Consider the following 26,272-nt stretch of genomic DNA (forward strand, 5'->3'; position numbering starts at 1 on the left):
GGAGCCGGCAAGCCTTAACCTGATCAGCCTCCCTCACTAAACCAATCAGTCACCTTTCCATGAACGCTTTTGTCAGGGCCGCTTCACGCCTGCTATGCGCACAGCTGCATCTTCATAAAATATATCTTAACTTGCTGAATCGCATTTTTCGTTCTTGTTCTCAAGATATATCATAGCTAATCTGCCCGCTTGTAATGAGAATGATTGTTATTACATGTCAGTTTTATGATAGTGAGCATGCCCCTGAATCAGGGGCAGTGATCCCGATTGAGGAGAAACATTTTGACTGCATCAGCTAATCAGCGTTTACCCCAGCGCATCCGTAATGAACTGCGTTTCCGTCACATCCAGGTCGCCAGTAAAACTAATATTGCCGGTAAATTCTGGCGTATCCGGTTCACTGGCAGCGATCTGGCGGGCTTTACGTCTCAGGGATTTGATGACCACATCAAGGTATTTTTCCCTTCCGCTGAAGGTGAAAAACTGGCCCTGCCACAGATCACCGACGCGGGCATTGTCTGGCCCGAAGGTTTACGTCCGCAGGCGCGCGATTACACGCCGCTGGAATTCGATGGTGTCTCTTCACTGACCCTGGATTTCTATATTCATCAGCAGGGCGTAGCGAGTGACTGGGCAACGCAGGCACAGGTGGGCGATAAATTAATTATCGGTGGGCCACGGGGTTCGCTGGTGGTGCCGGCCGATTATACATTCCAGCTTTACGTCTGCGATGAAACCGGGCTGCCCGCCTTCGCACGTCGTCAGCGTGACGCAAATGCGCAGGCATTGCATCTCTACGCCTTTACCGATGAAGCGACGGGTCGCGACTATTTATCCGATACGGCGGGCGTAACGACAAGCTGGATGGGCAGCGGTCAGATGCAGAAAGCGCAGCTCAGCCAGCTGATTGCCCGACTGGATCAGCTCACGCTCCCTGCGGAAGATTACTTTATCTGGCTGACCGGCGAAGGTGAGTTCGTCAAAGCGCTGTCTGACTACTTCACCGTACAGCGCGGCCTCAACAGTGAGTTTGTTCGGGCAGTGGCTTACTGGCACCAGAAGTAAGCGGCTCTGGTAATTGAGTTTTGTCAGGTAGCGGACTACCATCAATCCGACTTTTTTCCCGCAGGGCAGGCCATGAAACAGCATCCGAATTCCACATCTTCTGACGGTCAGTCCGGGCACGCAGGTGGCTGCGGCGGACGACGCAAACGACGTGAAAAAATGCTGGAGGCGAGTGAGATTCGCCTGCTGATGCTCCATTTCCTGGCGCAAAATGCGGCGCACGGCTATGAGCTGATCAAGTCTGTTGAGGAGCTTTCTAAGGGCGAGTATTCACCCAGTCCGGGTATCATCTATCCCAATCTGACGCTGCTGGAAGAGATGAAGGCAATTGAGGTGGTGGATACGAAAGCAACCCGCAAAGCCTACCGCCTGACGACAGCGGGAGAGGGCCAGCTGGCTGATAACCGTGAAACGGTCTCCGGCCTGATTACGCGGCTTTCTACGCTGGCGATCCTGGTCAATAACCGCAGTATTCCTGCTGTTGAAGAGGCGATTCACGGGCTCAAAACAGCATTGAACCGGCGACTGGCGCAGGAAGATATCTCAGAAGCCGCGCTGCAGACGCTGATTAAGGCGCTGCACGACGCGGCTGAAAAAATCACTCACAGTTAATCAGCTGATTTCAGCTTTGTTTTTGTCGATGTGGCCCAGGGTACGATCCGGGAAACAGATGTCGCGTACGCGCTGTTTGAGCGTAGTCGCATCCGGGAAGCCACCATCGCGCTTACGTTCCCACAGCAGATGCTCATCCAGCGTAATTTCAAAGATACCGCCAGTGCCCGGTTTCAGCGTCACCTCTGACAGATCCTCAGCGAAAGTATGCAGGAGTTCCTGTGCCATCCACGCTGACCGCATCAGCCAGTTGCATTGCATACAGTAGTGAATAACAACCACAGGTTTTTGCGCCATAACTCTATTCCTTTACGTGTTGATAAATGCCAGTGCATTCGGGTTAAAAAAGTGTGCGCTGTGGTTTATTTATGAATTTATAAAGCTTTTAAAAACAGTTCTGAATTGCATCCTGTCGGGTACGAACCTTGCTTCATCAGCATACTGATCAACTTTTTTATGGCTTTTATGCAGCGCCATTTTTGTTATCCAGCAAGCAAGGGAGTGAATACTAACAACTAATCAGGGGATTCGCGCCTGTGCCACCTTGTTTTAGGAGATTGACTAAACCGCGTCGGTTTTAGCAGACGTTTTTCGCGACCCTCTCAGACTCATAAAGTAGAGACTCACAGTTCTCCGCCTCAAATGTTAGGGGAGTTCGATGAGGCGTAAATCGACCGGCATTCAGCTGAGGAATTCGACCGTTTCGCTTTAAAAACATTGCCTTGCGGAGTTTCATTCGATGATTTTGCGCTATACCTGGAGTTCCGGACCGTCTTAAGGAGACCATAATGGCAAAATCATTAGATCAAACCGCTGAGCAACTGGGGAATATTTTACTCTCCTCCGGACTTCAACTGGCGACCGCCGAATCCTGTACCGCCGGGCTGATCAGCATGACGCTGGCCGCCGTGGAAAATAGCGGTGACTTCTACACCAGCGGCTTCGTAACCTACAGCGAAAATGCCAAAATCCGTCTGCTGTGCGTAAAGCCCGAAACCCTGAAACAGCACACGGCGGTGAGTGAGCAGACGGCGCGGGAGATGGTGCAGGGAGCCTGCGCCCGTTCTGGTGAACCGGTGGGATTATCGATCACCGGTTATGCGGGGCCGGGTGGCGGCGAAGATGGCACACCAGCAGGTACTATCTGGTTTGGCTGGGCACTGCCCGATGGCAGTGACGAGGCGGAGTGCCACCAGTTCAGTGGCGATCCCAAATCGGTGATGGAGCAGGGCACGCAGTTTGCGCTGGAAGGGCTGATTAAACGGCTGCAGCGGGCCGATCGATAAAGGCGCGGTGTACGCGCCTTTTAAAACCGGTTAGCGGCAGTCGACAATCAGACGGCCCTGCACTTTGCCATCCAGCAGTGCCTGCGCACCCTCTCTGGCTTCACTCAGCGGAATGACCCGGCTCAACTGATTAAGCCGTTCGCTATCCATCAGCTCACCGAGTCGCTGCCACGCCTGTTCACGAAGCGGCTTCGGACACATTACGCTATCGACACCAGCCAGCGTAACGCCACGCAAAATAAAGGGTGCGACGCTGGCTGGCAGATCGAGTCCCTGCGCCATCCCGCAGGCGGCAACCACGCCGTCCCGCTGTGTAGCGGCCAGCACATTCGCCAGCGTGTGGCTCCCGACGCTGTCTATCGCGGCAGCCCAGTGCTCTTTAGCCAGCGGCTTGCCAGGCTGGGAGAGCGCTTCACGGTCAATCACCGATGCTGCGCCCAGCTTCTCGATCAGATACGTATGGTCGCTGGCGCGTCCGCTCGACGCGATCACCTCATAACCGAGGCGTGCCAGCATGCTGACGCTGTAGCTACCGACGCCGCCACTGGCACCGGTCACCAGCACCGGCCCGCGGTCAGGTGTGATGCCCTGTTTTTCCAGCGCCATCACGCAGAGCATCGCGGTCAGCCCCGCCGTACCGATGGCCATAGTTTGCAGCGGGCTCAGCGTGGCGGGCGGCCGCACCAGCCAGTCGCCGCTGACGCTGGCTTTCTGCGCCAGTCCGCCCCACTGTTTTTCGCCCACACCCCAGCCGGTCAGCAGCGCCACATCATCCTCTTTCCAGTCGGGATGGCGGCTTGCTGTCACCCGGCCCACAAAATCGATACCCGGCACCATCGGGAACTGGCGCACAATCGGGCCTTTGTTGCAGATAGCCAGGGCATCTTTGTAGTTCAGAGATGAGTAGCTGACGTCGAGCGTGACATCATGATCGGGCAGTTGGGATTCGGGGAGATCTTTCAGCAGGGAACGGTAACCTTGTTCGTCATTTTCAATGACCAGTGCCTTGAACATGCAGCCTCCGGCAGAGTGGGAGAGAGGGGATAAGTTTACGCCTGGCAAAAGGAATGCGGTAGGGCAATGGCCACTTCTGGACGTTAAAGCAGCGGCTGGCCCCAAAAATCGCGCAGCAAGCTATTTGCATAAATCTGCATATAATTCATCTGATTAGTCGTATTATGAATCTTATATGATAAATAGACTATATAAATCATGTCGTTACGTTTACAGGTGTGATTGAGTAATTGCCCGGCCTGGGTTGTTCATGCGTAAAAAAGATGACATTATGACCGCCACTTTTTGACCCTGCTTCACCACCACAGAGGACGTCGCCATGTCCGGTTCACCGCGCACTCGCCCGGATTACCGTTCGCTTTTTCCGGCGCTCACCGGGTTTTCCTCATTTCCGGACTCTGCGTTATTCCTCATCCGGTGAGGCCAGCCAGGCCGCGGCTGTGGGTTTTTTCTCCACAGACTGCGTAATGCCTCCTGACTGCTAATAATTCGCCGGGGCGTTGTCCCCATGATTGTGCCTCAGGCACTTCCTCCCTGACGTTGGGGATTCTGTTATGACTCCACTGAAAATTGCTGCCAGCGCCGCTGTCGCGCCCAGTCTGACCCTGAACACCGCGCGTGACGTAGTGACGCTGGATAACACCGACTTTACGGATGTGGCGGCGGTTGTCGTCTCGCTGGCGGATACCCGTAGCGGTGTGCTGGCGCTGCTGCGTCACACCGGCTTTAATCTGCCAGTGTTTGTCGCGAATGCGTTTGAAGAAGAGGTAATGCACCTGCCGGGCGTCAGCGGTGAACTGAATGGCGAGCCGCAGGAGTGGATTGCCCTGGAAGCTGCTGCGCAGGCATATGAAGCTGAGCTGCTGCCACCTTTCTTCGAGACGCTGACCCGCTATGTCGATATGCAGAACAGCACCTTTGCCTGTCCCGGACATCAGGGCGGCGCGTTCTTTAAAAAACATCCGGCGGGCAAACAGTTTTATGACTTCTACGGCGAGAATGTTTTCCGCTCTGATATGTGCAACGCCGACGTCAAACTGGGCGATCTTCTGATCCACGAAGGTTCAGCCAAAGATGCGCAGAAGTATGCGGCAAAAGTGTTTAACGCTGACAAAACCTACTTTGTGCTTAACGGCACCTCCAGCGCCAATAAAGTGGTGACTAATGCGCTGCTGACCCGTGGCGATTTAGTCCTGTTTGACCGCAACAATCACAAGTCGAACCATCACGGCGCATTGATTCAGGCGGGGGCGACCCCGATTTATCTGGAAGCAGCACGCAACCCCTTCGGCTTTATTGGCGGTATTGACGCGCACTGTTTTGATGAGGCTTATCTGCGCGAGCAGATCGCGGCAGTGGATCCGCAGCGCGCGGAAGAGGCGCGGCCTTTCCGTCTGGCGATTATTCAGCTGGGTACCTACGACGGCACGGTCTACAACGCACGTCAGGTGGTGGATCGCATTGGTCATCTGTGTGATTACATCCTGTTTGATTCCGCGTGGCTCGGCTATGAGCAGTTCATTCCGCTGATGGAAGGCTGTTCACCGCTGACCCTGGAGCTGAATGAGAACGATCCCGGCATCTTTGTCACTCAGTCCGTGCATAAGCAGCTGGCAGGCTTTTCGCAGACCTCGCAGATCCACAAAAAAGATAATCACATTCGTGGACAGCGGCGCTTTTGCCCGCACAAGCGACTGAATAACGCTTTTATGCTGCACGCCTCAACCAGTCCGTTTTATCCGCTGTTTGCCGCGCTGGATATCAACGCCAGGATGCATCAGGGCGAAGCGGGGCGTCGCATGTGGGATGAGTGCGTCGTGCTGGGTATTGAAGCGCGTAAAGCGATACTTGATCGCTGTGAAATGATCCTGCCGTTTGTGCCGGAGACGGTAGAGGGTCAGCGCTGGCAGGATGCACCCACGGAGACGATCGCCCGCGATCTGCGCTATTTCAGCTTTGAACCACAGGCGAAATGGCACGGCTTTGCAGGTTACGCGCGCGATCAGTATCGGGTCGATCCCTGCAAGCTGCTGCTGACTACGCCGGGCATTGACGCGGCCAGCGGGGAGTACAGTGATTTTGGGATCCCTGCGACCATTCTGGCGAACTACCTGCGTGAGAATGGCATTGTGCCGGAGAAGTGCGATCTCAACTCGATCCTGTTCCTGCTGACCCCGGCTGAGAGTCCGGAGAAGATGGCGAATCTGGTGGCGATGCTGGCGCAGTTTGAGCAGCACGTTAAAGAGGATGCGCCACTGGCCGAAGTGCTGCCGACGATTCATCGCAAAAACGCGCAACGCTATGCCGGTTATACCCTGCGTCGCCTCTGTCAGGAGATGCACGATCTTTACGTCAGTCACAACGTTAAAGATCTGCAGCGACTGATGTTCCGCGCTGCGGAGTTCCCCCCGGTCAGGGTCAATCCGCAGGATGCGCATCAGGCTTATATTCGCGGCGAAGTGGAGCTGGTCCCCATTGCTGATGCAGCCGGTCGTGTCGCTGCTGAAGGCGCGCTGCCTTACCCTCCAGGCGTGCTGTGCGTCGTGCCAGGGGAAGTCTGGGGCGGCGCGGTGCAGCGTTACTTCCTGGCGCTGGAAGAGGGACTTAATCTGCTGCCGGGCTTCTCACCGGAGCTGCAGGGCGTTTACACCGAAGAGGATGAGCAGGGACAGAAGTATCTGGTGGCGAATATGATGGTGGGGCACTGATCTGAGCGGGGCAGAGGCGGCTAGCGGCCCGCCGGGCCTTTTTGTTCGCTGCGCGAACGGGCTATGAGCAGGTTACGCCCGTCAGGCCTATGGTTCGCTGCGCGAATGAGGCTATGAGAAGGTTACGCCCGCCAGGCGGCAGGGAGTTTCAGGTCGCCCGTGCAGGCGGACGCGTTAAGGGGCGTACGCCCGCCCCTTAACAATCCCGGCGTCCGGCTGCCTGCGCGCCCCGCTTTGCGGGGTGCCCTCGTCACGCTCTGCGGCCGACGGACCGTCCGGACGCGCCATCCCTGGCGCGAACCGTCCTTTCGCCGACGTCCTGTCGGCTCATCCTGGCCTCCGGTTGTTCCTCAGCGCTTCGGATGCCTCTCACAAACCCTCGCCTGTGAATTTTTTATGTATTTTGATGCTGCGTTATCTGCCGGATAAAGACAGCTCCGGAAACGTAAAGCGATAAAGTACTCAACACAAAAAGAAGAGATAAAAGCGGGGGAGGAAGGCCGTCAGAACCGCTGAGCGGATGAGGGATTTCAGGACGAGCGACAGGGATGTCGCGAAGAGGCGGGTTCGTGCCAGGGATGGCGCGTCCCGGCGGTCCGTGAGAAATCCGGAAGACACGAAGGGACCGCGAAGCGGCGGTCAAGCAGGCCGGAGCGCGGGGTCAAGGGGGCGCGGCACTGGCGCCCCCTTGTGGGTCGCCTGCAGAGGCGTGTCTGAAACTGCCCAGCCTGCCAGGCGAACGAAACCTTCTCATAGCCCGTTCGCGCAGCGAACAATAATCCCCGCTGCAGCGGCGCCGATCAGAATCCCCGATAACTCTTCTGCGCAGTACTCACCTTATACAGATAACGACGCGACTCCGCAGACGGGTGCTGGTTTGCCAGGGTCGAGTAAACCTTGCTGGATGACATACCGTTGATCATCGAGAACGCCCGATCTTTATCGCTGGAGAAGACGCGCAACACGCTGCCTGCACCACCGTTATAGGCGGTGATCACCGCATAGCGGCGTGAGACCGGATCCTGAATGCCGCCCAGATAGCTACGCTGCAACAGCGACAGATAAGCCGTACCGGCATCGATATTGTTCTCCGGATCCAGCAGATAGCTGCGGCTCGGCTTGCCCCATTTCCCCTTCATGCGGAATACGTCAACACCGGCGGTATGCTGCACCACCTGCATCAGACCCAGCGCATCTGAATGACTCACGGCGTAGGGGTTGAAGCTCGACTCGGTCTGCATAATCGCCAGGATCAACGAGGCATCAACACCATACTGTTCGGCAGCTTTACGCACCATTGGCAGGTATTTGTGCGCACGCTTGTCCAGGTGGTTCGGCACCATCGGAATCGAAATGCTGTAAATCACATGCAGACCCGAGGTGCGGCGCATCAATTTATTCTGAATCAGATAGTCAGCAAAAGCTTCCGCGCGGCCCTGCCAGCGAATCGGCTGACCGGTATTATCCAGCACCTGCCCATACAGCAGCGGCTCTTTACTGATTTCAATGTCGTTGGCATCAGAATAGAGATCGACATTACCCGGATCTTCACCAATCAACAGCGTGGTCACGATCGCCTGACGCAGACTTGCCATCGGATCGGTACCGGAAATCGTCTCAATGGTCAGCTTACCGCTTTCAAAGTTGATGTGGCTGCGGGTGTAATAGTTGTCGCTATATTTGACGTAATCTTTAGGTCCGGCGATCAGGACCTCGTTGATACCCCAGATATTCTCAATATTGTGAGCAAACTGCCCCATCAGAATATCAAAGGCATTAGTATCTTTTACCCACTCCTCGTGGGACTGCGGCTTCTTTGACCCGGAGCAGGAAACCAAAAGTGGTGCTATCACCAGCAGGGCGATTAATTTTTTATTCATTGGGAGTGCAAGCCTGACCTGGATAACCGGCCTCAGCGATGAGGCCCGGAATGTTTACGCTTCTGGCGGTGTATAGCCTTCGATATGAACGTCTTTACCTTCGAACAGGAAATTGATCATCTCCTTCTCCAGCACTTTACGATCGTCGGGATTCATCATGTTGAGCTTCTTCTCGTTAATCAACATGGTTTGTTTCGCCATCCACTTCTGCCAGGCTTCTTTAGAAATATCATTGTAAATGCGCTTACCCAGATCGCCTGGATAGAGCTGAAAATCCTGTCCTTCGGCGTCGCGCTGTAAAAAAGTACAAAAAATGGTGCGGCTCATTATTCTTCCTCATTGATCTCACAACGGCTTAAAGCCAGTTGTCGGGGATGGCGTAGCTCGTTTAACAGGCGCTCAACGGGTGCGGCTAGTCCCACAGATGGTGGCAGCGCTAAGTTATACCAGAGACCGCCTGCTTCATCCATCGCCGACCCGGCAACAGGCCATGCCAGCCACATGGGTACGATATCAAGATGGAAATGGCTGAAGGTGTGACGAAATGCGGTGAGCTGCTGAGGTTTTGCATGGATGCCGCGCGTCGCCAGCCAGTCGGTCAGCGCCGCTTCCGTAGTAAACTGCGGGAAGCAGAACAGACCGCCCCACAGGCCCACAGGCGGCCGCTGCTCCAGCCAGACATCATCACCATCCTGCATCATCAGGAACCAGCCGCTGCGCTCTGGCAGCACCTGCTTAGGCTTCTTACCAGGATAGCTCGCCCAGCTGCTGGTGGCATAGGCCTCACACCCGCTGTTCAGCGGACAGATTTCGCACTTCGGCTTCGAACGGGTACAGACGATAGCCCCCAGATCCATCATCGCCTGATTAAACTGGCTGACGCCCTCGGCAGGCGTGACCTCCTCGCTAATCTGCCAGAGCCGCTTTTCAACCTCTTTCTTACCCGGCCAGCCGCTGACGGCATAGCAGCGAGCCAGCACGCGCTTAACGTTGCCATCCAGAATGGGGAAATGCTGCCCCAGCGACAGCGACAGAATCGCGCCCGCCGTTGAGCGGCCGACACCGGGCAGAGCAGAGACATCGTCGAAATTACGCGGGAACGTGCCCTCATGCACCTCGACAATCTGCTTTGCGGCTTTATGCAGATTACGCGCACGGGCGTAATAGCCAAGGCCGGTCCAGAGATGCAGCACCTCATCCAGCGGAGCCGCAGCCAGATCGGTGACCGTGGGGAAGCGCGCCATAAAGCGTTCAAAATAGGGGATTACCGTGGCAACCTGGGTTTGCTGTAGCATCACTTCGGAGAGCCACACCTTATAAGGCGTTTTCTCCAGCTGCCACGGCAGGGTTTTGCGACCAAAGCGCTGATACCAGTCCAGCACCTGTTGCGCGAACTGCGGCGCTTGCATCATAAGAAGGAAATTTTCCGTGTTTACTCTACACTCAGGCAGGAATTCCAGCACATGCGCACCTGGGTGTAAACCGGAAGATTGCAAAGGCTTGCTTCTGCTTATGAACTTTGCATAATGCCCGTTTCCCGGAACAGGCTAACCAGCAGGCTTTTACATGATTAATGACGTCATCACCCCAGAATTTGATGAGAACGGGCGGCCATTGCGCCGGATCCGCAGTTTTGTGCGCCGCCAGGGTCGCTTAACGAAAGGCCAGCAGCAGGCGCTGGATACCCTGTGGCCGGTCATGGGGGTGGAATATCAGCCGACGCCTGTCGATCTGCCCGCGCTATTTGGCCGTGAAGCCCCGGTGACGCTGGAGATTGGCTTTGGCATGGGCGCATCGCTGGTGACCATGGCGCAGAACACGCCGCATCAGGACTTCCTGGGTATTGAAGTGCACGCACCGGGCGTGGGTGCCTGTCTCGCCGCCGCCAAAGAAGCCGATTTACAGAACCTGCGGGTGATGTGTCACGATGCCGTGGAAGTGCTGGAGAAGATGATTCCGGATAACTCGCTGCGCATGGTACAGCTCTTCTTCCCCGATCCGTGGCATAAAGCACGCCACAACAAACGCCGTATCGTTCAGGTACCCTTCGCTGAGCTGGTGATGCGTAAACTGAAACTGGGCGGCGTTTTCCACATGGCGACCGACTGGGAAGCCTACGCGGAGCATATGCTTGAAGTGATGAACAGCATTGATGGCTACCGCAACCAGTCAGAACAACAGAATTACGTGCCGCGTCCTGAGACGCGTCCACTGACCAAGTTTGAGCAGCGCGGGCAGCGTTTAGGCCACGGCGTATGGGATTTAATGTTTGAGAGGGTGAAATAATGGCCACACAACGCAGCCGCCGTTTACGTAAAAAACTGCACATCGACGAGTTTCAGGAACTGGGCTTCTCGGTTGCCTGGCGCTTCCCGGAAGGCACCAGCGAAAGCGAAATTGATGAGACGCTGAACCAGTTCATCAATGAAGCGATCGATCCTAACGGTCTGGCTTTCGATGGCAGCGGTTACCTGGTGTGGGAAGGTCTGGTTTGCCTGCAGAAAACCGGCAAATGTACCGATGAGCATCGTGCGCTGGTCCGCAAATGGCTGGAAGACCGCAAACTGCAGGACGTGCAGATGACTGAACTCTTTGACGTCTGGTGGGACTAAGTCGTCACAACGTATCGGGCCCATGCCCGATCAGAGGGTTTCAGATCCGATCTTAGGGAGTAGATATGATGCGTAAAGCGCTTCTTGCTGTGCTGCTGGTAGCAGCAACTCAGGCTCAGGCAGCCTATGAATGCAGCGTTAAGCCACAGGACGATGTGGTCATCAGGCCGCAGAGTGTGCAGGTGGTCGGTGCTAACGGCAATATGGAAATCTCGCCGCAGGGTGACTTGCAGTTCAATGGACAGAAGGTCACGCTGGATAATGCTGAACGCCAGAAAGCGATCGACTATCAGAACGCGCTCCGTCGCGATCTGCCGTGGATCGACAGCGGGGCGACGTCACGTCTGGAGAAGGGGCGCGCGGCGCTGGATCGGGTCATCGTTGAGAAACTGGGCACCGACAGCAACGTACGTAACCGCCTGACCACGCTGAATGGCCAGCTGAAACAGCAGATGAACCGCATCATTGAACACCGTGAAGATGGGCTGACGTTCCACCACCAGGCGATCGATCAGGTGCGCGCCGAAGGCGAAAGACTGGTGCAGTCAACGCTGGGCGGCGTGATGCAGGATAGCCTGAATGAAATGGGCAGTAAGCAGGGCAGCGGCGGCAGTAATCCGCTGCAGGCGATTATGGGAAATCTGGGCGGTCTGCAGCAGTCAATTCAGGCTGAGTGGAGCAAGCAGGAGCAGGATTTCCAGAACTTCGGTCATGAGGTGTGTAATCGCGTTATTTCGCTGGAAGATCAGCGTAAACAGCTTACCGGCGCACTGAAAAAATAAAAAAGCGCTTCAGCCTGCCGGGCTGAGGCGCTTTTTTTCTCTTCCGCTTTTTACTCTTCCGCTAAAAACAGCTCCAGCAGTGAATTCAGGAACAACTTTCCTTTTTCCGTAATCTGCCACTGCTGCGGGGTTTCATTCACGTAACCGGCGGCAATCGCGGCATCCATCTGCGGACGGATCACCTGCTCTGATAAACCGGTGTAGCGGCTGAACTCATCGCGTGGTGCGGCTTCCAGCAGGCGAAAGCGGTTCATGAAATATTCGAACGGCTTGTCGCTATCGGCAACGTCATACTGCTTTTCGCGGTAGTTACCCTGCATGAATCCACGCGGATGACGGGTTTTCACCGTGCGGACAATGCGGCCATCCGGCTGCGTCAGCTTGCCGTGCGCGCCACACCCAATCCCCAGATAGTCGCCGAAGCGCCAGTAGTTGAGATTGTGTTCACAGCGATATCCCGGCTTCGCGTAGGCGGAGGTCTCATACTGCTGATAACCGGCAGCCTGCAGCAGCTGATCGCCCTGTTCGAAAATATCCCACAGCGCATCATCATCCGGCAGCACCGGCGGGCGTGAGCCAAATAGAGTGTTGGGTTCGATAGTGAGCTGATACCAGGAGAGATGCGGCGGATTTAGCGCAATCGCCTGACGAAGATCGTCGAGCGCCTCTTCCAGCGACTGATCGGGCAGGCCATGCATCAGGTCGAGGTTAAAGCTGCGCAGCGACAACGACTCCGCCAGTTCAGCGGCACGGACGGCCTCTTCCGGGCCATGAATGCGGCCAAGACGCTGCAGCTTTTGCGGACTGAAACTTTGCACACCAATCGAAATACGGTTGATACCGGCGCGCTGATAGGCGCTGAACCGGTCCGCTTCCACGGTGCCTGGATTAGCTTCCATGGTTACTTCAGCATCAGGAGAGAGCGTCAGACGCGCCCGAACCCCATCCATCAGCATCTGCATCGCACTGCTGCTCAGCAGGCTGGGCGTGCCGCCACCAATGAAGATAGTGCGCACTTCCCGGTCCCCGATCAGGGGTAAGTCGATCTCCAGGTCGCGCAGCAGGTGCTGCACGTATTCAACGTGCGGCACCTCATCTTTCAGCGCGTGGGAGTTGAAATCACAGTAGGGACATTTCTGTACGCACCACGGAATGTGGATGTAGAGACTTAACGGCGGCAGATTAGGCATTACGCATCGCTTCCAGCAACAGCGTCAATGCTTTACCCCGGTGAGAAACTGCACCTTTTTCCGCTTTACTCAGCTCGGCGGCTGTTTTTCCCAGCGCCGGGACAAAGAAAATCGGGTCGTATCCAAAGCCACCGGTGCCAGAGGCGGAGCGGGTGATCTCACCCTCCCAGCTGCCGTGGAACACCAGTGGAGTCGGGTCTTCCGCATGACGCAGATAGACCAGCACACAGTGAAACTGCGCCTGACGCTGACCGTCAGGCACGTTTTCCAGCGCCTGCAGCAGCTTTTCCAGATTCTGTTGATCACTGGCATCTTCACCGGCGTAGCGGGCTGAGTAGATGCCAGGCGCGCCGCCCAGTGCATCTACAGCCAGGCCGGAGTCATCAGCAATGGCCGGTAATCCGGTAATCTGTGCCGCGTGACGCGCCTTGAGAATTGCGTTCTCAATAAAGGTCAGGCCGGTCTCTTCCGCCGATTCAACCCCAAGGTCGGTCTGTGCGACGATATCCAGACCAAAGGCGGAGAGTAACTCCGCCAGCTCACGCACTTTGCCGGGATTGCCGGTTGCGAGGACAACTTTTTGCATAACAGTTCCAGTTTGATTCATTTACAGCAAGTACCAGAGACCCGGGAACAGGTCCATGCCGAGAAAGTTCAGGGCATACAGCACCAGGATAACGATCATCGCTGAGAAATCGATGCCGCCCATCGCAGGCAGAATACGGCGAATCGGTGCCATCATCGGCTCGGTTAACTGCACCAGCAGATAATCGACCGGGCCACGTCCCTGGCTGATCCAGCTCATCAGAGAGCGTACGATGATGACCCAGAAGACCAGGTAGCCAGCGGATTTGACCAGCGACAACAGGCCGACCAGCAGATTAGTCGGATCGACCGAGAATACACCCACCTGGATCAGCAATAAAATCGGGTATTTCAGCGTGGTCAGCACAAAGGCCAGCAGCAGCGAGGCAGTATCAATCGGCCCCAGAGCCGGGAGTATGCGGCGCAGCGGCTTAACAATTGGCTGGGTAACTTTAACGACAAACTGTGCCACTGGATTGTAAAAATCGCAGCGGGACCACTGCATCCAGATGCGTAACAGCAGCACCATGACGTAGAGATCGATCAGCGTTTTTACTAAAAACGTCAGTGTTAACATGAAGTTCCTCTATTATTGTTGTGAGTTGTGCGCATAATCTCGTGCGCCAAAAATGGCGGTGCCGATACGCACCATCGTACTGCCTGCGGCGATAGCCGCCTCCATGTCATCGCTCATTCCCAGTGAAAGCGTGTCAATGTCAGCATACTGCTGTTGCAGTTGCCTGAAGGCTTCCGCCATCTGCTGACACACCGCCAGCTGCCGCGGGTAATCACTTTCCGCTGCCGGAATGGCCATCAAACCCCGCAGCCGCAGTTGCGGCAGGGCAGCGATCTGCTCCGCCAGCCCGGAAACAGCCTCCAGCATGATGCCAGATTTGCTGTTTTCGTCACTGATATTTACCTGAATTAACACATTCAGCGGTGGCAGCGACGCGGGCCGCTGATCGTTGAGCCGCTGCGCAATACGCTGGCGGTCAATGGTGTGACACCAGGCGAAATTTTCTGCCACCAGACGGCTTTTATTGGACTGTAACGGGCCGATGAAGTGCCACTCCAGCTCAGGATGTGAGGCCAGTGCCTGAACCTTTTCAACCCCTTCCTGAACGTAATTTTCACCAAAGGCCATCTGGCCAGCGGCAAAGGCTTCTTCGACCGCGCTCGCAGGTTTGGTTTTACTGACTGCAAGCAGGGTAATTTCATCTGGTGCGCGGCCGCAACGCGCGGCAGCGGCGGCGATTCGCTGCCGCACTTGCTGTAGGTTCTGCTGGATTGAGGTCATAGTCAGGAGAAATTATGAATCTGGATGAAATGGTGGGGCTTAGTGTAAAGCATAATGCCGCCGATCTGCACCTTTGCAGCGGACATTTGCCCTACTGGCGGCGGGAGGGAAAGCTGGAAGTGATTCCGCAGCAGGCCAGGCTCTCTGCCGCCTGGATGGAGCAGTTTATGGCCCGCTGGCTGAGTGACCCGCAACGGCAGGCGCTGGAGCGCGCAGGGCAGCTTGATTTCGCCCTGAGCCTGGCCAGCGGCCAGCGTCTGAGGGCGAATCTGTTTATGCAGCGTAACGGCCTGTCTCTGGCCTTGCGCATTATCGCCACGACGTGCCCGACGATGGAGAGTTTGCAACTGCCCGCGATTGTGCCGACGTTGCTGGAACAGCAGGATGGGCTGATTCTGGTGACGGGGGCGACCGGCAGCGGGAAATCGACCACGCTGGCGGCGCTGGTCGATGCGCTGAACTGCCAGCAGGCGCGTCATATCATCACGCTGGAAGACCCGATTGAATTTATTCATCACAGCCAGCAGTCGCTGATTCAGCAGCGCGAAATCGGCCTGCACTGCGGTTCGTTCTCGCTAGGGATAAAGGGGGCACTGCGTGAAGATCCTGACGTCATTCTGCTGGGTGAACTGCGCGACAGCGATACCATTCGTCAGGCGCTCACGGCGGCAGAAACCGGCCATCTGGTGCTGGCAACGCTGCACACGCGTGGCGCGGCGCAGGCGGTAGATCGGCTGGTGGATGTCTTTCCGGCGGAGGAGAAGCAGCTGGTGCGTACTCAGCTGGCGGGCAGTCTGAAAGCCGTGATTGCGCAGCGGCTGGTACCCTCTGTTGCTGGATCGCGCATCGGACTGTTTGAAGTACTGATCGCCACACCCGGCATCACGAATCTGATCCGGGAAGGCAAGATGCACCAGATCCCCGCGCTGCTGCAGACCGGCGCGCAGGCCGGTATGCAGACGTTTGAGCAGAGCCGGCTGGCACGCCAGGCGGCCGGACTATTAGAATAAGTAGATCAGTAATGGTTTTCGAACCAGTCCTGCAAAATGATGGCGGCAGACTGTGAATCAACCGACCCTTTATTAAGCGCGCGATAGCCGCCGCGCTCAAACAGGCCAGCACGCGCTTCTACCGTGCTGAGCCGTTCATCCTGCAACTCTACCCGGATGCCGAAGCGACCGTGCAGACGGTTGGCAAATTTACGCGCGCGCTCAGTCAGTGGCTGCTCGGTGCCATCCATATTCAGCGGCAGGCCGACGACCACGAAATCGGGCTGCCACTCTTTCAGCAGTTTTTCAATCACCTGCCAGTCCGGGATGCCATCCTGCGCTTTGATCGCGGTCAACGGACGGGCGCTGCCAGTAAGCTCCTGACCTACGGCGACACCAATGCTTTTGGTGCCGAAATCGAAACCTAAAAGAGTCTGAGTTGACATCAGGCGTGTCCTGCGTCGCTGGCCATGTTGTGAATATCGACGCCAATACTGCGCGCCGCTTCGCGCCAGCGCTCTGAAATCGGCGTCTGGAACAGGATGTTGCTGTTAGCGGGCGTAGTCAGCCAGGCATTTTCCATCAGCTCATTTTCCAGCTGATCTTTTTCCCAGGCGCAGTAACCCAGTGCCACCAGGACATTGGTGGGCTGAGTGGCGGTGCCGATTGACTCCAGCACATCACGGGACGTGGTGATAATCGTGTTATCGGAGACACGAATACTGGAGGTAAAGGTACGTTGTGCTGAGTGCAGGATAAAGCCACGATCCTCTGCCAGCGGGCCGCCGGTAAACACCGGTTTATCCAGCTTGATCGACGGATCGCGATCGTCAGCAGATATTTTCAGCTTCTTCAGAATGCCTTCAACCGTCAGGTTTTCCATGGGTTTATTGATGATCAGTCCCATTGCACCCTCTTCGTTATGTTCGCAGAGATAAACTACGGAACGTTTGAAGAAAGGATCCTGCAATGAAGGCATGGCAATCAAAAAGTGATGTTGTAAATTCATTCTCACACGATGTACCAAAAAAATAACCGGCACGCGACTGCCGCACCGGTATTGGGTTGATCACGGAGCCACGCCCCGGCGTCATGCTCAGCCCAGGCGCTTCTCAATGGCATCCATCAACATGCCGGTGATGGAGATGGGGAACGCAGCCTCAATTTCACGAATGCAGGTTGGGCTGGTTACGTTAACTTCAGTCAGTTTATCACCGATGATGTCCAGACCGACAAAAATCAGCCCTTTTGCTTTTAGTGTCGGGCCAACACGGCGCGCAATTTCCCAATCGCTTTCGCTCAGCGGACGTGCTTCACCACGACCACCGGCGGCAAGGTTGCCGCGCGTTTCACCGCCCTGCGGGATACGTGCCAGGCAGTAAGGCACCGGCTCACCATCCACGACCAGCACGCGTTTGTCACCCTCGGTGATCGCCGCGATGTAGTTCTGCGCCATGCAGAAACGGCTCTCATGCTCGGTCAGGGTTTCGGTAATCACGCCAAAGTTAGGATCATCTTTCTTCACGCGGAAAATCGACGCGCCACCCATGCCATCCAGCGGCTTCATGATGATGTCACCATGCTCCTGCCAGAAGTCACGCAGCTGTGCTTTGCTGCGGGTCACCAGGGTGTCAGGCGTAAATTCCGCAAACCAGGCGGTATAGAGCTTTTCGTTACAGTCACGCAGGCTCTGCGGTTTATTCACGATCAGCGTACCCAGCTCTTCAGCGCGCTCCAGAATGTAGGTCGCATAGATGAACTCGGTATCGAATGGCGGATCTTTACGCATCAGCACCACGTTCAGATCAGCCAGCGGGATCACCTGCTCGCTGCCGAACTGGTACCAGTTCTCAGGGTTCTGCTCAACGGTCAGCAGGCGGGTGCGGGCAGACGCCACGCCACCGCGCAGGGAGAGATCGTGCATCTCCATGTAGTGAATTTCGTAACCACGGTGCTGTGCTTCCAGCAGCATAGCGAAGCTGGAGTCTTTTTTAATATTGATGGACGAAATAGGGTCCATCACGATGCCAAGTTTAATCATTATTATCTCCTCGGTGAGGCGGTATTTACCGTCTCGTCTGGTTCGGTCTGCAGTGGGCCGATCGGTCAGGACATCATGCCTGCTCTCTGTCCGCTGAAAGTATCGCTTAACCCAGGTCGCCAAACCTCACCTGAAGTGCCGTAATGGCGGTCAGTGCGGTAGTTTCGGTGCGTAATACCCGTGGGCCAAGCAGAATGTCAGTAAAATCGTGCTGCGCCGTCATCGCAATTTCGTCCGCAGACAAACCGCCTTCAGGGCCAATCAGCAGTCGTACACGCTCAACAGGCTGTGGCAGCGTGTTGATGCTGTGGCTGGCACGCGGATGCAGGTTGAGCTTCAGACCGCTATCCGCTTCTGCACACCACGCTTCCAGCGTCATCGCTTCACGAATCTCCGGCACGCGATTACGGCCGCACTGCTCGCAGGCGGCAATAGCAATTTTCTGCCACTGCTGGATCTTTTTCGCCAGACGCTCAGCATCAAGCTTTACGCCACAGCGCTCGGAAAACAAGGGTGTAATGACATTTACGCCCAGTTCGATCGATTTCTGGATAGTGAATTCCATTTTTTCACCGCGCGACATCACCTGACCTAAATGCAGATGTAAAGGCGACTCGCGATCATCCGGCTGGCTCTCTGTGACCGATACTTTTACACGCTTTTTATCAACATGCGTGATCTCTGCTGCAAAAGTCAGATTAGTGCCATCAAAGAGTTCCAGACGCTGACCTGCCGTCATCCGGAGTACCCGGCCCACATGATTGGATGCATCTTCATCCAGGGTAATTTCACTGCCGATGTCTAATGGCCCGGCGTGATAGATGCGAGGTATGCGCATAAGGTTCCTGAGACCGGACGCCGCGCAGCGGCGTCATGGGAAAAAGAGCTAGTGTAGGGCAGGGATTTTAGCGCTGGCAAGCCTGCTGCACATAAGGATTGTGATTGCCCTGAACCTTTGCAATGCGCTGATCGCGTTCACACTCCCATTGGGTGACGGGATAGAGCTTGTCCCAGGCGGTAAATAGCTGCGTCTGCTGGCGCGAAATACGCAGATTATACTGGTCGCGCATATAGAAATAGGTGCGGGCAATGGCGCCGCGCGCCCGTGCAGGTGGCTCTGCCTGTTTGAGTGTAAAGTCGATCTTCATCTCACACTGGCCATACTGCTTCTCGCTGCCATTCCATTGACTGTAGGCGAAGTTCCCACGGTCGCCATTCACTTCACCCACCGCCGGTTCCAGATTGTGCAGGTCACTTTCGATGCGGCGATAGTCGGGATCTTTGCTGCAGTTTTTGCGGCCACCGTCCTGCCAGCACTGGCGCTGATGACCAAACTCCCAGGCCGGCATCACATGTTCCCACTCAATGCGTGCGGCGCGATTCGCGTTTTTACGCGGCTGATAGCCACAGCTGTTGAGATCGGGAATGCCTTTTTTCCCCTGCCACTGAATCTTACAGCCACAGTAGAACGAACCCGGCGCATCGGCGTTAATCGCCGCAGCAAAGGTTTTTGCCTGCTGAAAATTATTTTGATGATAGTTATTCAGGTTCAGGGCGTCAGCGGCGGGTGCGAACAGCAGCGCAACCGCCAGACTTATTATGCGAGACATATTCCAGCTTCTACCTAATATGAAAAAGGGCGGCAGGTTAACAGAATGTGGAATAGTGCGGAATGGGGAGTGTTCTCAGGAGGCGATAAACTCCCCTGCGATCAGCAGGCTGCCACAGTGCACACAGCGATATTCACTCTCTTTGCGCAGCACCCGATTGTGGCGGCGCACCGTCAGCTGATGTTGCTGACACTGACAGCGGTAAGCAAAGGTCTTGCTGCGCACGGAGGCTATCTCAAACTGATGGGTGCGTCGTGCCGGAACACCCAGCACAGTCTCCATCATCCACTTCCACTCTTTACCGTGGGGGGCGACGCGACCGAACTGCTTCCAGACCAGCAGATGCGCCAGCTCGTGCGGCACTACTTCATCGATAAATGCCTGCTGGTTTTCCAGCAGCAGCACCGGATTGATGCGGATCTCCCAGGACGCCAGCCAGGCGGTACCCGCCGCCGTCCCACGCTGCTGGTAGAGCAGTTTCGGTTCCGGGTAGGCGGTTTTCAGTGCCTGATTTGCACGTTCAAGCGACTGGCGCAGTGAACGCATCACAGCCTGCTGCAGGGCAATGGGGAGACGAGAAGTTTTCATGGTGCTCAGAATAATCGCCGCCGTGCAGGAACTCAACGCTGGCAACCTCCGGCGCGGTTCTGGCGGGGAGGAAAATTCTGGTTTAAATATGGTTATGGCGTTTTTTAGAATATCCTATTGATAATATTCACCGCAGAGTGGATGAATGAGAAGCGAACGGCACAGAGCAGGGATAAGGCAATGAAAAATAATGATAACGTCAGGAAACAACGGATTGTGCTGGTGACGGATCTGATGGCCGGTCGGGGGGGAATGGAAAATGTCACCGGTCAGTTGATCACGGCTCTGAATGCGGAGCCCGGCACCGAAGCGGGGCTGTTTATTATTAACAGCGGAGAGGAGAGCCAGTCCCGCGCCTGGACCGCCAATGCCGTTCTGGCAGAGAGCCTCTGCACGCTGCGGAATAAGAAGATAAAAAATCTTATTCACACGCTGAGAATGGCCGCCTTCTTTCGTCGCTATCAGCCCGATCATATCCTGACGCTTAACACCATTCCCTGCCTGATGACGCGCCGGGCCATTACGCTTTCAGGGCGTAAAATCGTCCTGTCGAGCTGGATGCACCTGCCACCGCGTGAACGGTATCGTCCCCATTATCTGCTGCGGGCCGAGCACCATTTTGCCATCAGTAATCAGATCAAAGAGCAACTGGTGGAGTTAGGCGCACGCGCCAATGACGTTGACGTCATCTACAACCCCATCAGGCGCAATGATGTCGTTATCGGCAGACCGCAGGGGCTGAAGTTTCTCTATATCGGTCGCGTCCATTTTCAGCGGCAGAAACAGCTTAAAGATCTTTTTGATGCGTTAAAGCATCTGGATGCGCCGTGGACGCTGGAGATTGTGGGTGACGGGGAAGACCTGAAGCAGTGTCAGCACTACGTGGCGCAACTTGGGATTCAGGATCGCATTACCTGGCATGGCTGGCAGGAGAACGCCTGGGAGTATGTCCGCCACCATATTAAACAGGTTACCTGTCTGCTTATGACCTCCAACTTTGAAGGCTTCCCGCTGATCCTGCTGGAGGCGATGTCGCGTGGCGTTTATTGCGTGTCATCCGACTGTATCAGCGGCCCGTCAGAAATTATTCAGAACGGAATCAATGGTCAGCTCTATCCCACCAATGACAGCATGGCGCTGGCCGCTATTCTCAATGCCATGAGCGGGGATTTTCACTTCCCCGACCATCAGGTCATTAAAGCGAGCATCACCGGTTTTTATGAGGAAAATTATATGAAGCACCTGATGAGTGTGTTTAACCGCCTTACTGAGGTTAAGCATGACGAATAAAATCAGTCGCAATGGATTAACGATAATGGTTAATTTTTCAGTCATTGCGCTCTGCCTGGCGCTGTCACTGAATATGTTTGTCACCGGCCTGCCGCAAAAAATATTCTATCTGGTCTCTTATCTCTCCGTCGCATCCATCCTGTATGGCGTAGCGCGCAGGCGAATAGACTTTAAAGAAAATGGTTTTTATCTCGCCCTGTTTGCTGTGCTGATTATTTTCGCCCTGATCCGTCTCTTCTGGGCGATACATGTGAAAGGAATCGACACTGCGCCCTCAACCGATGCCATGACCAATATCGGCAATTATCTGTTGGGGGCGAAGCGGCTGCTACTCGGCGCTTTTGTGCTGCTCAGTCTGGCAATTTATGGGCATCGGGTCTCCACAACCACGCTCCGTATCGGAAGAGGGTTAATCCTTGTCGGACTGCTGATTACGCTGGGCTTTGGTATCCACGAGCATCTCTACACCGAGAATATCCGCATCAAACTCACCACCGAAGCGGCCTCGATGTCCTCGTATATGATTCTGTTTATCTACTGTGCCTGGCTGTGGCTGAGCCGCTTTGAGACACATGCATACTGGAAGGTGGCCGATGTCGTTGTGCTGGCCGTGACCTTTGCCTTGCTCTACCTCTGCGGTACCCGCGTGACCCTCATTGCGATGATTGCTGTGGGGCTGCTGTTCCTGGTGCAGACTTATCGGCTGTCGCTGCTGACTAACTGGCGGATCAGCGCTCTGCTGGTGGGCGTGCTGGCGGTGCTGATTCTGATGACCAGCAACCGCTGGGTGGAAGGGATGCAGGATATTGAGAACTACGGCTCAAACAGCTCGACCTCGCTGGGCGCACGTGTGGCTATCTGGGGCGGGGCGGTTAACTTTATTGAGCATCATGGCGGCGGCTTTACGACACCGGATGCACGCACCACCGAGGCGCGTCAGTTCATCATGGCGCACTATCCCCTCAACGTTGAAGGCTACACCAATGTCAAATACAACATGCATAACGAGTTTCTGGAAGTGACCACGCTGCAGGGCTGGCTGGGCACGCTGTCGCTGGCGCTGATCTATCTGACGGTGCTGACAGGCGTGCTGAAGAAGTGCGATCTGCGCGGCGTAGCGCTGCCGATGCTGGGGCTGTTTATCGCCGGATTGACCGATTCAGTGCTGCCTTATAATCAGACTGCTACCATCTTCATGATGGCGCTGGCGCTCTGCTGCATACGGCGGCCGCTGCCGGTGACGCGGGTGACGTCTGCATAGTGTTGGTCTGAACCAATAAAAACGGCGGGGTTTCCAGAGAAACCCCGCCGTTTTTTTTACCGCGTAATGTTAGTCGCGTGAACCGATGTCGCGCAGTTTCTTACCTGCCATCAGGTTACGTTCGATGTGTTCCAGCGAGACGTTTTTGGTCTCAGGAATCAGCATCACAGTCAGCAGGATGAAGAACAGGTTAAGCAGTCCGTAGACCCAGAAGGTGTTCGCGTTGCCCAGCGTATTCAGCATGGTCAGGAAGGTCGCACCTACGATCATGTTCGCGATCCAGTTGGTGGTCGTGGAGACAGTGATACCGAAATCGCGGCCTTTCAGCGGCTGAATTTCGGAACAGAGTACCCAGATCAACGGACCGGCTGACATGGCAAAACCGACGATGAACATCAGCAGCATACCGACCGCGAAGTACTGTGCACCCGCTGAGTGAATGCCGAAGTGCAGCATCGTGCCCAGCACGCCCATACCGGCTGCCATCACCATAAAGCCGAGGATCAGGGTAGGTTTACGACCCCAGCGATCCACCAGACCAATAGCAATGAAGGTCGCCAGTACGTTGACCAGACCCACAATTACCGTGCCCCACATCTGCTGGGTGGTATTGGTGAAGCCCGCAATTTCAAAGATTTTTGGCGCGTAGTACATGATGACGTTCATGCCGGTAAACTGCTGCATCACCTGCAACAGAATGCCGAGGTAGACCGCGCGACGGAAGTGGCTGCTGCTGGTGAACAGACCCCAGCCAGATTGCTTGACCTTCAGGCTCTCACGAATCTCTTCCAGCTCACGTTTTGCCTGTTCGCTGGTGTCACGCAGGCGATCCAGGACGCGTTGTGCATCGCGGAAGTTGCCTCGCGCCGCCAGCCAGCGTGGGCTGTTTGGCAGGAAGAAAACACCGACCAGCAACAGAAGTGCCGGAATAGTGATGATGCCCAGCATCCAGCGCCAGTTGCCGGTAAAGCTGAAGGCCGTATCGGTAAGGTAAGCACCCAGGATACCGATGGTGATCATCAGCTGGTAAAGCGAAATCATACTGCCGCGAATTTTTTCCGGCGCGATCTCAGAAAGATAAAGCGGGGCGGTATAAGAGGCGATACCGACAGCCAGGCCCAGCAGAACGCGGGCGCTGATCAGCATTTCCGGGTTTGGTGACATCGCTGACCAGAGTGAACCGATGACGAACAGAATCGCACCAGCCATCAGGCTTTTCTTACGGCCCAGGCGGGATGACATCCAGCCGCTGCCGATAGCACCGACCGCCGCACCAAACATCATGGAACTGACGATCCACTCCTGCTGATGAGGGGTGACGTTAAAGTCCTTTGCGATAAACGGCAGAGCACCGGCGATGACGCCGATATCCAGACCGAACAGCAGTCCCGCAAGGGCCGCCAGAAAGCAGACAAATAAGGTCATCGCCTTATTTGAAGTTCTGCTTTTGTGTGTATTGCCAGGCATTTTAGCCTCCAGGTTTATCCATCATTGTTTTTATCAATGTTAAAAAACCTTTTGCGGGAAAAAAGTGAGCCTGATCACATCAGTGTAATCGTTTACACACGCTGAAACCCTGAAATTCAGCATATTTTTCCCGGAAAGATTAATTAACCAGTGAGGTATAGCACTCATTAAGTTTCTGACAATGGTCTATTTAGTGGCTATCAGACGACGCTGAAAATAACGCATTTTCAGCATAATAACTACGTGCGTTAATTCCTAAATATCGGATAAACAAAGCATTTCAATTTGTAATCGTTAACATTTCGTCGTCAGAAAAAGCGAAAGGAATTGTAGTTGAGAATTGAAAATTTGCTGCAGAGTGAAGGAGATGCCGGAAAGATTCGTTTTTTCCATCGCCGGGCGCGCGCTGAAAACGGTGCGGTCAGCTCTTTCTGGACGATGGCGTAAGCAAAAATTCTCCGGTTAGCATTGGGGCTGAAAAGGCAATAAAAAACCCCGCCGCAGGGGCAGGGTTTTTATCATTAGCCGCTGACCTTACAGGCCAGCAGCTTCACGCAGCAGGGCCGCTTTGTCGGTTTTTTCCCACGGGAAGTGTTCACGACCAAAGTGACCATAAGCCGCGGTCTCTTTATAGATTGGGTGCAGCAGATCCAGCATCTGAATCAGACCGTATGGACGCAGGTCGAAGAACTCGCGTACCAGCAGGGTCAGCTGTTCAGTTGAAACTTTCTCGGTGCCGAAGGTTTCCACCATGATGGAAGTCGGTTCAGCGACGCCGATAGCGTAGGAGACCTGGATTTCACAACGGTCAGCCAGGCCGGCGGCCACGATGTTTTTCGCCACATAACGCGCCGCATAGGCTGCAGAGCGGTCAACTTTGGAAGGATCTTTACCCGAGAACGCACCGCCACCGTGACGCGCCATACCGCCGTAGGTGTCCACAATGATTTTACGACCGGTCAGACCGCAATCGCCCATCGGGCCGCCGATCACAAAGCGACCAGTTGGGTTGATGTGAAATTTGGTTGAGGCGCTCAGCCATTCTGCTGGCAGAACCGGCTTGATGATCTCTTCCATCACCGCTTCCTGCAGATCTTTCTGGCTGATGGATTCGGCGTGCTGTGTAGAAAGCACGACTGCATCGATACCCACGATTTTGCCATCGTCATACTGGAAAGTGACCTGGCTCTTGGCATCGGGACGCAGCCACGGCAGAGTACCATTTTTACGCACTTCAGCCTGACGCTGAACCAGACGGTGCGCATAGGTCACGGGCGCAGGCATCAGCACGTCTGTTTCATTGGTGGCATAGCCGAACATCAGACCCTGGTCACCCGCGCCCTGTTCCAGCGGATCGGTGCGGTCAACCCCCTGGTTGATATCCTGAGACTGTTTACCAATCGCGCTCAGTACCGCGCAGGAGTTGGCATCAAAGCCCATATCGGAATGAACATAGCCGATTTCACGTACGGTCTGACGGGTGATCTCTTCGATATCGACCCATGCGCTGGTGGTGATTTCACCGCCAACCAGCACCATACCGGTTTTAACGTAGGTTTCGCAGGCCACGCGTGCTTTAGGATCCTGTTCCAGGATTGCATCCAGCACAGCATCGGAAATCTGGTCGGCGATTTTATCGGGATGTCCTTCTGATACGGACTCGGACGTAAAAAGGTGTTTAGCCATTCTGTTCTTTACCTTAAATATGGTTTGAGTTCGACTGCATAGCGCCAGTGAGGTTGTCTGACCTGACGCCCCTTCAGGCAAAGCCGCGAGCAGTGAGGTGTATCAGCACAGCAGGCTGACACCGCCTGGATAATAACCTGTTTAGATGGAAAACCATCTGGACGGCTATTTTAGGATAGAGGGTAAACCAATTACCAGCCCTTTTTCTGTTTCGGCGCTTAACCTGTAATCGTTATCGGCATAATTTGCTGACACTCCACGCAATTCCCGGATAATATTTTTGCATTTTAGGGCTGTAAACTGTATAAA

27 protein-coding genes are annotated in these 26,272 nt (G+C 55.2%); 10 read left to right on the forward strand and 17 right to left on the reverse strand.

Going from position 1 to position 26,272, the window contains the following annotated elements; translation table 11 throughout:
* Positions 1-282: 282 nt before the first annotated feature.
* Positions 283-1,065, forward strand: a complete 783-nt coding sequence (locus ACR8BF_RS03625; RefSeq protein ID WP_434745557.1) for a siderophore-interacting protein — start codon at positions 283-285, stop codon at positions 1,063-1,065.
* A gap of 72 nt (positions 1,066-1,137) precedes the next feature.
* Positions 1,138-1,677, forward strand: coding sequence for a PadR family transcriptional regulator (locus ACR8BF_RS03630; RefSeq protein WP_434745558.1), 540 nt, complete (start codon positions 1,138-1,140; stop codon positions 1,675-1,677).
* Here the strand turns inward: ACR8BF_RS03630 and ACR8BF_RS03635 are convergent, their stop codons facing one another.
* The gene (locus ACR8BF_RS03635; protein WP_179898527.1) at positions 1,678-1,974 is read right to left on the reverse strand and encodes a SelT/SelW/SelH family protein; all 297 of its coding nucleotides are present in this window, start codon (positions 1,972-1,974) and stop codon (positions 1,678-1,680) included. It abuts the gene before it with no gap.
* Between the two features lie 491 nt (positions 1,975-2,465).
* Here ACR8BF_RS03635 and ACR8BF_RS03640 point away from each other — a divergent pair, with 491 nt between their 5' ends.
* Positions 2,466-2,963, forward strand: a complete 498-nt coding sequence (locus tag ACR8BF_RS03640) for a CinA family protein (protein ID WP_434745559.1) — start codon at positions 2,466-2,468, stop codon at positions 2,961-2,963.
* 30 nt (positions 2,964-2,993) lie between these two features.
* Here the strand turns inward: ACR8BF_RS03640 and acuI are convergent, their stop codons facing one another.
* Positions 2,994-3,977 carry an acrylyl-CoA reductase (NADPH) gene (gene acuI / locus ACR8BF_RS03645; RefSeq protein WP_179898525.1) on the reverse strand — a complete coding sequence of 328 codons (984 nt, stop codon included), beginning with the start codon at positions 3,975-3,977 and terminating at the stop codon, positions 2,994-2,996.
* A gap of 554 nt (positions 3,978-4,531) precedes the next feature.
* On the opposite strand from acuI, the gene ACR8BF_RS03650 reads away from it, so the two are divergent.
* Complete coding sequence (locus tag ACR8BF_RS03650) at positions 4,532-6,685, forward strand: ornithine decarboxylase (protein ID WP_434745560.1); 2,154 nt, start codon at positions 4,532-4,534, stop codon at positions 6,683-6,685.
* A gap of 800 nt (positions 6,686-7,485) precedes the next feature.
* On the opposite strand, the gene mltC is transcribed toward ACR8BF_RS03650, so the two are convergent.
* The 3 genes from mltC to mutY are packed head-to-tail and all read right to left on the reverse strand — an operon-like array spanning position 7,486 to position 9,977.
* Positions 7,486-8,565 (reverse strand): membrane-bound lytic murein transglycosylase MltC, encoded by a 1,080-nt coding sequence (gene mltC / locus ACR8BF_RS03655; RefSeq protein ID WP_179898523.1) that lies wholly within the window; start codon positions 8,563-8,565, stop codon positions 7,486-7,488.
* A 54-nt stretch (positions 8,566-8,619) separates the two neighbouring features.
* Positions 8,620-8,892 carry an oxidative damage protection protein gene (locus ACR8BF_RS03660; RefSeq protein ID WP_090965909.1) on the reverse strand — a complete coding sequence of 91 codons (273 nt, stop codon included), beginning with the start codon at positions 8,890-8,892 and terminating at the stop codon, positions 8,620-8,622.
* Positions 8,892-9,977 (reverse strand): A/G-specific adenine glycosylase, encoded by a 1,086-nt coding sequence (gene mutY / locus ACR8BF_RS03665; RefSeq protein WP_179898522.1) that lies wholly within the window; start codon positions 9,975-9,977, stop codon positions 8,892-8,894. The genes ACR8BF_RS03660 and mutY overlap by 1 nt, the downstream gene beginning before the upstream one ends.
* A gap of 154 nt (positions 9,978-10,131) precedes the next feature.
* Between mutY and trmB the strand changes: the two genes are divergently transcribed.
* The 3 genes from trmB (at position 10,132) to ACR8BF_RS03680 (ending at position 11,959) form a co-directional block, all read left to right on the forward strand.
* Complete coding sequence (gene trmB, locus ACR8BF_RS03670; RefSeq protein WP_179898521.1) at positions 10,132-10,851, forward strand: tRNA (guanosine(46)-N7)-methyltransferase TrmB; 720 nt, start codon at positions 10,132-10,134, stop codon at positions 10,849-10,851.
* Positions 10,851-11,177 carry a YggL family protein gene (locus tag ACR8BF_RS03675; RefSeq protein ID WP_003853403.1) on the forward strand — a complete coding sequence of 109 codons (327 nt, stop codon included), beginning with the start codon at positions 10,851-10,853 and terminating at the stop codon, positions 11,175-11,177. Before trmB ends, ACR8BF_RS03675 begins: the two co-directional genes overlap by 1 nt.
* Positions 11,178-11,242: 65 nt before the next feature.
* Positions 11,243-11,959 carry a DUF2884 domain-containing protein gene (locus ACR8BF_RS03680; RefSeq protein ID WP_434745561.1) on the forward strand — a complete coding sequence of 239 codons (717 nt, stop codon included), beginning with the start codon at positions 11,243-11,245 and terminating at the stop codon, positions 11,957-11,959.
* 50 nt (positions 11,960-12,009) lie between these two features.
* Here ACR8BF_RS03680 and hemW read toward each other — a convergent pair whose 3' ends face one another.
* From hemW to ACR8BF_RS03700, 4 genes are read right to left on the reverse strand one after another with little or no spacing between them, the layout of a single operon-like run.
* Complete coding sequence (gene hemW, locus ACR8BF_RS03685) at positions 12,010-13,149, reverse strand: radical SAM family heme chaperone HemW (RefSeq protein ID WP_179898519.1); 1,140 nt, start codon at positions 13,147-13,149, stop codon at positions 12,010-12,012.
* Positions 13,142-13,735 carry an XTP/dITP diphosphatase gene (locus tag ACR8BF_RS03690; RefSeq protein ID WP_179898518.1) on the reverse strand — a complete coding sequence of 198 codons (594 nt, stop codon included), beginning with the start codon at positions 13,733-13,735 and terminating at the stop codon, positions 13,142-13,144. The genes hemW and ACR8BF_RS03690 overlap by 8 nt, the downstream gene beginning before the upstream one ends.
* A 21-nt stretch (positions 13,736-13,756) precedes the next feature.
* Positions 13,757-14,311, reverse strand: coding sequence for a YggT family protein (locus ACR8BF_RS03695; RefSeq protein ID WP_013358979.1), 555 nt, complete (start codon positions 14,309-14,311; stop codon positions 13,757-13,759).
* A 12-nt stretch (positions 14,312-14,323) separates the two neighbouring features.
* The gene (locus ACR8BF_RS03700; protein WP_434745562.1) at positions 14,324-15,031 is read right to left on the reverse strand and encodes a YggS family pyridoxal phosphate-dependent enzyme; all 708 of its coding nucleotides are present in this window, start codon (positions 15,029-15,031) and stop codon (positions 14,324-14,326) included.
* A gap of 14 nt (positions 15,032-15,045) precedes the next feature.
* Here ACR8BF_RS03700 and ACR8BF_RS03705 point away from each other — a divergent pair, with 14 nt between their 5' ends.
* On the forward strand, positions 15,046-16,041 hold the full coding sequence (locus ACR8BF_RS03705; protein WP_434745563.1) for a type IV pilus twitching motility protein PilT: 996 nt from the start codon (positions 15,046-15,048) through the stop codon (positions 16,039-16,041).
* A 5-nt stretch (positions 16,042-16,046) separates the two neighbouring features.
* Here the strand turns inward: ACR8BF_RS03705 and ruvX are convergent, their stop codons facing one another.
* From ruvX to ACR8BF_RS03735, 6 genes are all read right to left on the reverse strand, one after another.
* The gene (gene ruvX, locus ACR8BF_RS03710) at positions 16,047-16,466 is read right to left on the reverse strand and encodes a Holliday junction resolvase RuvX (RefSeq protein WP_179898515.1); all 420 of its coding nucleotides are present in this window, start codon (positions 16,464-16,466) and stop codon (positions 16,047-16,049) included.
* Positions 16,466-17,029: a YqgE/AlgH family protein gene (locus tag ACR8BF_RS03715; RefSeq protein WP_179898514.1), complete on the reverse strand. Its 564-nt coding sequence runs from the start codon at positions 17,027-17,029 to the stop codon at positions 16,466-16,468. The genes ruvX and ACR8BF_RS03715 overlap by 1 nt, the downstream gene beginning before the upstream one ends.
* A gap of 87 nt (positions 17,030-17,116) precedes the next feature.
* Entirely contained in the window at positions 17,117-18,061 is a 945-nt protein-coding gene (gshB, locus tag ACR8BF_RS03720) for a glutathione synthase (protein WP_179898513.1), read from the reverse strand.
* A 106-nt stretch (positions 18,062-18,167) separates the two neighbouring features.
* Entirely contained in the window at positions 18,168-18,899 is a 732-nt protein-coding gene (gene rsmE / locus ACR8BF_RS03725; protein ID WP_179898512.1) for a 16S rRNA (uracil(1498)-N(3))-methyltransferase, read from the reverse strand.
* Between the two features lie 67 nt (positions 18,900-18,966).
* Positions 18,967-19,671 carry a deoxyribonuclease I gene (gene endA / locus ACR8BF_RS03730; protein ID WP_434745564.1) on the reverse strand — a complete coding sequence of 235 codons (705 nt, stop codon included), beginning with the start codon at positions 19,669-19,671 and terminating at the stop codon, positions 18,967-18,969.
* Positions 19,672-19,746: 75 nt separating this feature from the next.
* On the reverse strand, positions 19,747-20,259 hold the full coding sequence (locus ACR8BF_RS03735) for a SprT family zinc-dependent metalloprotease (RefSeq protein ID WP_179898510.1): 513 nt from the start codon (positions 20,257-20,259) through the stop codon (positions 19,747-19,749).
* Positions 20,260-20,400: 141 nt separating this feature from the next.
* Here ACR8BF_RS03735 and ACR8BF_RS03740 point away from each other — a divergent pair, with 141 nt between their 5' ends.
* Positions 20,401-21,549 (forward strand): glycosyltransferase, encoded by a 1,149-nt coding sequence (locus tag ACR8BF_RS03740; protein WP_434745565.1) that lies wholly within the window; start codon positions 20,401-20,403, stop codon positions 21,547-21,549.
* Between the two features lie 25 nt (positions 21,550-21,574).
* Entirely contained in the window at positions 21,575-22,810 is a 1,236-nt protein-coding gene (locus tag ACR8BF_RS03745; protein ID WP_434745566.1) for an O-antigen ligase family protein, read from the forward strand.
* Positions 22,811-22,879: 69 nt separating this feature from the next.
* Here the strand turns inward: ACR8BF_RS03745 and ACR8BF_RS03750 are convergent, their stop codons facing one another.
* Both ACR8BF_RS03750 and metK read right to left on the reverse strand, forming a co-directional pair.
* Positions 22,880-24,277, reverse strand: a complete 1,398-nt coding sequence (locus ACR8BF_RS03750; RefSeq protein ID WP_179898507.1) for a sugar porter family MFS transporter — start codon at positions 24,275-24,277, stop codon at positions 22,880-22,882.
* A gap of 534 nt (positions 24,278-24,811) precedes the next feature.
* Positions 24,812-25,963, reverse strand: coding sequence for a methionine adenosyltransferase (metK, locus tag ACR8BF_RS03755; RefSeq protein WP_179898506.1), 1,152 nt, complete (start codon positions 25,961-25,963; stop codon positions 24,812-24,814).
* Positions 25,964-26,272: the final 309 nt, after the last annotated feature.

The organism is Candidatus Pantoea rara (assembly GCF_051136265.1).
GTDB lineage: Bacteria > Pseudomonadota > Gammaproteobacteria > Enterobacterales > Enterobacteriaceae > Pantoea > Pantoea rara.